General features: G+C 36.4%; 2 protein-coding genes. Both read left to right on the forward strand.

The annotated features are described in order from the left end of the window. A partial coding sequence (locus tag G575_RS12335) for a hypothetical protein (protein WP_211218389.1) occupies positions 1-756 on the forward strand: 756 nt, incomplete at its 5' end. Positions 757-773: 17 nt separating this feature from the next. Then, positions 774-1154: an immunity 22 family protein gene (locus G575_RS0110530; RefSeq protein WP_027972675.1), complete on the forward strand. Its 381-nt coding sequence runs from the start codon at positions 774-776 to the stop codon at positions 1152-1154. Positions 1155-1294: the final 140 nt, after the last annotated feature.

Genomic DNA, 1294 nt, shown 5'->3' on the forward strand with positions numbered 1-1294 from the left:
TTGGTTAAGAATGTCCGTCAGTTTGGGGACAATGTTCTTAAAAATATGGGGACTTACACACACCAAGTGCTTGACAGCCTAAAAAATACAAGCGATGAGGCGTTTGCCTTTGTGGATGGGGCTTGGAACTCAACTATTGGTAACCATAATGCCAAAGTGTATTTGTCAAGCAATACCGACGAAGTGATTAGCGAAGCGGCGAAGAACTTTACTCTGAATGGTACGAAAAGTGCGGATGGGATGATAGAAAGCAGTGGTGGCACTATACGTATGAATTTAAACGGTGTCTCACCTGTAGATGATTTATTTAGAAATTTAGATGTTTTGACTCCAGAAGATATCCCAACTGTTAAATCTGGGAATTTTGAAGAATTTTTTAACAGGTTAACTGACGAACAACTAGAAACTATTTGGCAGAATAAACATTTGAGAAGAAAGATTGAACGTCAGCTTAGAGCTCCAGGAGGAATGCACGAGTGGCATCTAGTTTCCAGAGCTCCTCAATTTAAAAAATGGGGAGTACAAGCAGAACAAATTCGAGAACTGAGAACTGCAATATCAGATGTGAGATTTGTTAATCCAGATGGAGTACATGGAGGTCTAGGCTCTACACTTGCCCACAACGAATTATTAGGTATAATTGATAGTTCTTTAGATTACGAAACTTTCGTGAGGAGACTTAATAATTGGGCAAATTATCGTTTACTTGGCGGGGTAGAGAAACTCCCTAAAGGACTACAAATTATGATTAAATAAAAGGAGAAGTGAAAATTATGGAAACTGATAATACAGTATCAATTTGGATTGGTAATTTTAATTCCAAAAATGATTTAGAAGATTATTTTGACTTAAAATATGACGATGAGGGAGAGGTTAACCCCTCTGCATTTTATAACGAATATAAAATTGATATTGATGATATTGATGACTATCTAATTGAAAAAGAAGTATTTGATGTTAGACATACAGATCTTTTTAATATGTTGAACGGAGCCTCATACGAAAACAACATTATTAGTAACTTGAAAGCCTTGTTTATTGAAGGAACGATTCCATCAAGTAATACAATAATTTTGATTTATAATTATAGCTACTTGGGAGATATTCGTTTTACCTCTAATTCTCAATTCTTTGGAACAGTGATTTACAAATAATGACAGTCACCTTGTAAATTCGTCCATCAGTAGCTATACAACAGGAAACACCGTAGGCTTTAAACGCACAGATACCCTCGTCGATGAGTATGGAAACTCAACCACCTACGAAGTCTCCCCTCATACCATTGGCATCGCAG

This window comes from Streptococcus plurextorum DSM 22810, from assembly GCF_000423745.1.
Lineage (GTDB): Bacteria > Bacillota > Bacilli > Lactobacillales > Streptococcaceae > Streptococcus > Streptococcus plurextorum.